This window comes from uncultured Gemella sp., assembly GCF_963515875.1.
Taxonomy (GTDB): domain Bacteria; phylum Bacillota; class Bacilli; order Staphylococcales; family Gemellaceae; genus Gemella.
Map to the genome: position 1 here is coordinate 1 of NZ_CAUPZX010000062.1, position 5,858 is coordinate 5,858.

The 5,858-nt window shown below is 31.0% G+C and carries 5 protein-coding genes; 1 reads left to right on the top strand and 4 read right to left on the bottom strand.

Annotation, left to right across the window (positions count from 1 at the left end; genetic code table 11):
• The first annotated feature begins 212 nt into the window (after positions 1-212).
• Positions 213-1,154, top strand: coding sequence for a hypothetical protein (locus RWL85_RS08230; RefSeq protein ID WP_314086996.1), 942 nt, complete (start codon positions 213-215; stop codon positions 1,152-1,154).
• Between the two features lie 42 nt (positions 1,155-1,196).
• On the opposite strand, the gene RWL85_RS08235 is transcribed toward RWL85_RS08230, so the two are convergent.
• The 4 genes from RWL85_RS08235 to RWL85_RS08250 form a co-directional block, all read right to left on the bottom strand.
• Positions 1,197-1,907 carry a hypothetical protein gene (locus tag RWL85_RS08235; protein WP_314086999.1) on the bottom strand — a complete coding sequence of 237 codons (711 nt, stop codon included), beginning with the start codon at positions 1,905-1,907 and terminating at the stop codon, positions 1,197-1,199.
• 109 nt (positions 1,908-2,016) lie between these two features.
• A complete protein-coding gene (locus RWL85_RS08240; RefSeq protein ID WP_314087001.1) occupies positions 2,017-2,937 on the bottom strand; it encodes an ABC transporter permease in 921 nt (306 codons plus the stop codon).
• On the bottom strand, positions 2,938-4,002 hold the full coding sequence (locus tag RWL85_RS08245; protein WP_314087002.1) for an ABC transporter permease: 1,065 nt from the start codon (positions 4,000-4,002) through the stop codon (positions 2,938-2,940).
• Between the two features lie 12 nt (positions 4,003-4,014).
• Complete coding sequence (locus RWL85_RS08250) at positions 4,015-5,526, bottom strand: ABC transporter ATP-binding protein (RefSeq protein WP_314087005.1); 1,512 nt, start codon at positions 5,524-5,526, stop codon at positions 4,015-4,017.
• Positions 5,527-5,858 lie beyond the last annotated feature (332 nt).

Consider the following 5,858-nt stretch of genomic DNA (forward strand, 5'->3'; position numbering starts at 1 on the left):
AATTGTACATTTTTATTTTGTCACTTTTGTACATTTTTATATTGACATTTACATTCCCCACCAAAAACCCCACCAAAATATTTCGGCGGGGTCTTATTTTACATATTAATTTTCTGAGCAGTCACTTTTCCTTTACTAAATTTTATAAATATTGACTAATTATTAGTAGTGTTCTATAATTTATAAAGTAATAAATTAATAAGGAGAATTTTATGAATAAAGGAAATAATAAAAATATAATTTCAATTATTTCGATTATCGTTGTTCTTGTTATTTGTTTCTTTGGATACAATTTTTATCAAAAGAAACAAGCAGAAATTATTTCTGCTGAAAAATTAACAGCATTGCATGAACTAACAAAAAAATTTAATGATGAAAATGATAGAAATAAGAAATTTAACTTGCTTAAAGATACACTTGATGAACAGTCAAAATATAATTTAGACTCATACAAAGTTTCTAAGGTGCAAGATGAATTTAAAAACAGCATAAACAATATGAGAACATACTTCCATAATGATTATGACAATACTATAAAAGAAAATAATATAACTGATATTAATAATACTTCTGATGAAAGTAGAATTACTGATAAAAAATCAAAATTAGATAATTTAATAAAAACTATTGGAAAAGAACAAGATATTACTTTCGAAACAGAACAACAAGCTCAAGAGAAAAAATCTGAAGTAGAAAAACTTTTAAAAAAATATGAAGATCGTATTAGTGAATTAAAGAAAGAAACTGACGAGAAAAAGAAAGAAAAAACTAAGAGTTCATCTGATGATATAGGTGAACAACCTGTTAATATGACTCCCACTCATTACGAAAATGAATACTTTATCGTTGATGTTCCTGCTAAATGGTCTGGAAAATGGTATATTAGTAAAATTACAGATACAAAGAATCTTGGAACCCCTTCTCAACCAGCTATAATGTATTCATTTAGTCGCAGAGGAGATAATCCTATGTTCGGTAACGGTGGGCAAACCGTACATGTATATCCTAATGGACTACCAAATAAAGCAAACTATGTTAAAGACTGGACAAAATTCGGTTCTAATATCTATGTAGGAGCTGGAGCTAGCAGTGGTTTCTTTAACGAAAAAAATGAATCATATAGAAATGAAATGGCTAAAATCCGTGCCAAATAATACAAAAATACCTCAATCAAATTTAGATTGAGGTGTTTATTTCTATACACTCTTCACTTCTGCAACATAATATTTAGACTTACTGTGTCCACCTGTATAATTTTTATTATTCAGTTTTAATATTATTGTTGAAATTTTAGTTTTCGTCATAGAATCAAGTACATTAATACTTATGCTGTCCCCTTCTGTTTTCCAGTTTTCTTTTTTATCTAATTCCTGTGGATAATTATGTCCTCTTTCTACAGATACGAATACAAGCACGTTATCTTCTTTATAATAATGTATCTCGCTATCCTTAGGGAATGTACTAGCTGCAGTAGATTTACCATTTATTTCGTTAAAAGCTGGACTTTGTAATAGTTCTAATGCTTCTTCTTTAGAATATGTTTTATCTGAAAATTCATTAACTACATCAACAAAATCCTGGATAGAAACCTTAACCAATGGTATTCCTGCTGGTGACTTAAATTTTGTAGATTTATCTTGAGTAATCCAAGCTAGTAAGTTAGTTTGTTCATTTAATCTTTTTAGATCATTACCTGAAATAGCTACTAAATGCGCTAATTTTTCAGCCGCTGCTAAATCATGTTTTATCTCTACATTTTCTTTTGATTTAAATCCATTATCATCTTTTTTGCTATCATTTTGTTCTGATTTATTTTTTTGCTCTGAAGATTTTGTACTTTCATTTCCAGTACAACCTGTCAGAACTAACGCTCCCGCTGCAAGTAAAACTAATAACTTCTTATTCATATGTCCATCTCCTTTTATTTACTTATCTATATTATACCATATTTTTTCAACAAAAAAAGTAGCCTTTGAAACTCAGATATTTCAAAGACTACCTTATACATCTTTTATATTATCTTAAACCTTTATCGTATGGAATACCAAGTGCTTCTGGAGTAGCAGTTTTCTTAGAAAATACGATAAGTGCAATGATTGTAGCTACGAATGGGAACATATTCCAGAAAGATACAGGAATCGGTAAATCTGGTGCTAAGATAGAAACTTTCTCAGCAAATACCTTAGTTCCTCCAAAGAATAACGAAGCTAAAGTAATTGTAATTGGATTATATTTACCAAAGATTAATGCTGCTAATGCTAAATATCCGAATCCGTATACTGTGATCGCTGCATTAAACCCTTGTGAGAATGTAGTAGCAATAATAGCTCCCGCTAATCCTGCTAAACATCCTGAAATAAACACCCCAATATAACGATATTTAAATACGTTTAATCCAAGTGAATCACTCGCCTGAGGATTTTCCCCTACAGAACGTAAACGTAATCCAAATGGACGTTTATAGATTACATAATATGTTACAACCACTAATACTATAGCAATTAATACTGTTGGATAAACAGTAAATTTACCAAATACCGTGTACCTTGGGAAACCACTTGCTAATAACAATTCATATGTACCATTAAAGTGGTTAACTAAGAATAATGCTATAGCTGGTGTAATTAAGTTGATAGCTGTACCCGAGATAACTTGGTCAGCTTTCAAATTAATACTAATAAACGCGTGAATCAACGACATTAAACCACCACACAATGTAGCAACGATTAAACAAATTATTAATTCAGGCACTGTTGGTGCTCCACCGAATACTGATAAAGCTAATAATGATGCGATAAATGATCCGAAGATTACGAAACCATCAAGGGCAATGTTAACAACCCCACTTTTCTCTGAATAGAAACCACCAATGGCAGCTATAAGAATTGGTGCAGTATATTGTAACATTGAGTCTAATAGTGATAATACTGTATCCATCTATTTATCTCCTTTCTGTTTCTTACTACTGAATAATTTGTCAAGCAGCTTATTATCGAAGATAGCTTTAGCTGCAACGAATAACACGATTAATCCGATTAAAATATTTGCAATATCTTTAGGAATACCGATGAATGATAATTGTGGAGTTAGTACACCTAGGAATCCAAATAGTAAAGCTCCTAATAATGATCCAACAGCAGTATTAGCTCCGATTAAAGCAACTGCAATACCCATGTATCCATAACCTTGGAATGTTGAACCTGCTACTACTTGTCCTACAGGTCCCATGTTATAAAGAGCACCACCTAGACCAGCAAAAGCCCCTGAAATAGCCATAGATAACACTGTATTTCTGTTGACTTTCATACCTACGAATTTTGATGCACTAGAATTAAATCCTACAGAACGTAATTCATAACCGAATACTGTTTTTTCCATGATAACATAGAAAATAATAACACTAAAAATTGCTAAGAATAAATCAGTCCCTAAACGGTAGTTATTGAAAATACCTTCGATTAAGCTATTTTGTAAATATCCTGTTCCATCCGCTGAAACGATTGGTTTAGAAATAATATCATTAGTTCCTTTAATATATTTAGGTACAGCAAACTGTACGAAATATAACGCTGTGTAGTTTAACATAATTGTTACAACTACTTCACTAATATTAAATCTAGCTTTTAAATACCCTGCAATTGCAGCCCAAAGACCACCTACTACAACCCCTACTAAAATACTAGTAATTAACACTAAATAGAAGTTCATTCCTTCCATTTTAATCGCAACAAGTCCTGCAAAAAGTCCTCCCATTATGAATTGACCTTCTGCCCCAATGTTGAATAAACCTGTTCTAAACGCAAATGCAACAGACAATCCAGTACAAATAAGCGGAATTGTTGATACAAAAATTTCAGCTATACTGTTTGAATCTGAGAAAATATCCCCAATTACTCCAAACACATCTCCCGGTGCTGCCCCTATTGCTGAAATAAGAATTGCTCCAATAATAAATGAAGCTAATATCGGTAGCACCGCATTAGTTAAAACTTTCTTTAACATACGTTCTCCTCTCTACTTCTTAACCCCTGCCATAAGCAGACCAAGTTGTTCTTTTGTAACATTTTCATCATTATCCACAACATCAATAATATTACCATTATGAATAACTGCAATTCTATCAGATAATGTTAAAATTTCATCTAAGTCAAATGAAATTAAAAGCACTCCATTCCCTTTATCACGATAATCGATTAACATTTTGTGAATACCATTAATAGCTCCAACATCAAGACCACGAGTAGGCTGAGTTGTTACCAATAACTTCGGATCTAATTCTAAAGCACGCCCGATAATAAGTTTTTGTTGGTTACCACCACTCATACTACGTGCAGAGATTGTCTCATCTCCCGCTTTACGAACATCATATTTTTCACAGATTTCTTTCGCAAATTTTGAAATAATATTTTTCTTCAAGAATCCACGTTTAGAGAATTTCTCTGTATAATAATTTTCTAAAACTGCATTTTCCTCGATACTGAAATCTAATACAAGACCATCTTTATGTCTATCTTCTGCAATAATTTCAAGCCCTAACTCTTTACGTTTTGCAGTAGATAATGAGTTGATTTCTTTTCCATCGAAAATAATTTTCCCTTTTGTTTCTTTAAGTAAAGCATTTAGTACTTCCACAAATTGTTGTTGACCATTTCCATCAACACCTGCAATACCTAGTATTTCACGCTCACGTACATTTAAGTTGAAATCATGAAGAATATCTTTTTTCTCTGCAGTATCAGCATATACTCCTGAAACTTCTAAAATATTTTTCTTACCGTCTCTTGAACGCTCATATTTAATTATCTCTAAATCTTTACCAATCATAAGACTAGCTAATTTCTCTTTAGTAGTCTCTGCTATCTCAACAGTTCCAAAATATTCACCACGACGAATAATACTGCATCGATTTGCAACTGCCATTATTTCGTTAAGCTTATGAGTAATTAATAAAATAGTTTTCCCTTCCGCTTGAAGATTTTTAAGAATTGATAAAAACTCTTTAATTTCAGCAGGAGTTAAAACTGCAGTAGGTTCATCAAAAATTAAAATGTTAGCATCTCTATATAACATTTTCAAAATTTCAACCCTTTGTTGCATACCTACACTGATATCCCCAACCAATGCTCTTGGGTCTACTTCTAAACCATATTTTTTAGATAAATCACTGATTTTTTCAGCAGCGCTATCTAAATCAATTTTTCCACCTTTTACTTCTTCCATTCCAAGAATGATATTTTCTGCAACAGTAAAATTCTTAATAAGTTTAAAGTGCTGATGCACCATACCTATCCCTAACTTATTAGCATGCTTAGGATCTTTAATATCAACTTCCTTACCATCTAACTTGATAACACCGGCTTCTTGATGGTACATACCAAAAAGAACCGACATTAGCGTAGATTTTCCAGCACCATTTTCACCAAGTAAAGCATGAACTTCATTTTTCTTTACTTGAATAGTGATATCCTTATTTGCGTAGAAGTCGCCAAACTTTTTAGTTATGTTTAGCATTTCTATAGCGTACATATCTTTACCTCTCTTTTATAAATTCTTACATATATACATTATAATATATTTCATCAAAGTAGTATAGCTTTTTTAGGTATTTTTTTATATATATTTAATATTATTTTTTAACAGAATAAATTTATTAATAGCTGTAGTGTATTCGTTTTATATTTATATAATATCATATTATTTTTTGTTCAAATAGCACAGTAATTATTATACAAATTTTTTAATACTAATAACAAAATACAAAAAAATTTATAAAAAATAAAGACCTAGTTTACACTAGGTCTTTATTCAGGCTGTTGACAAATGCAAAAAATGCATGAATCAACAGCCTATTTTTAATG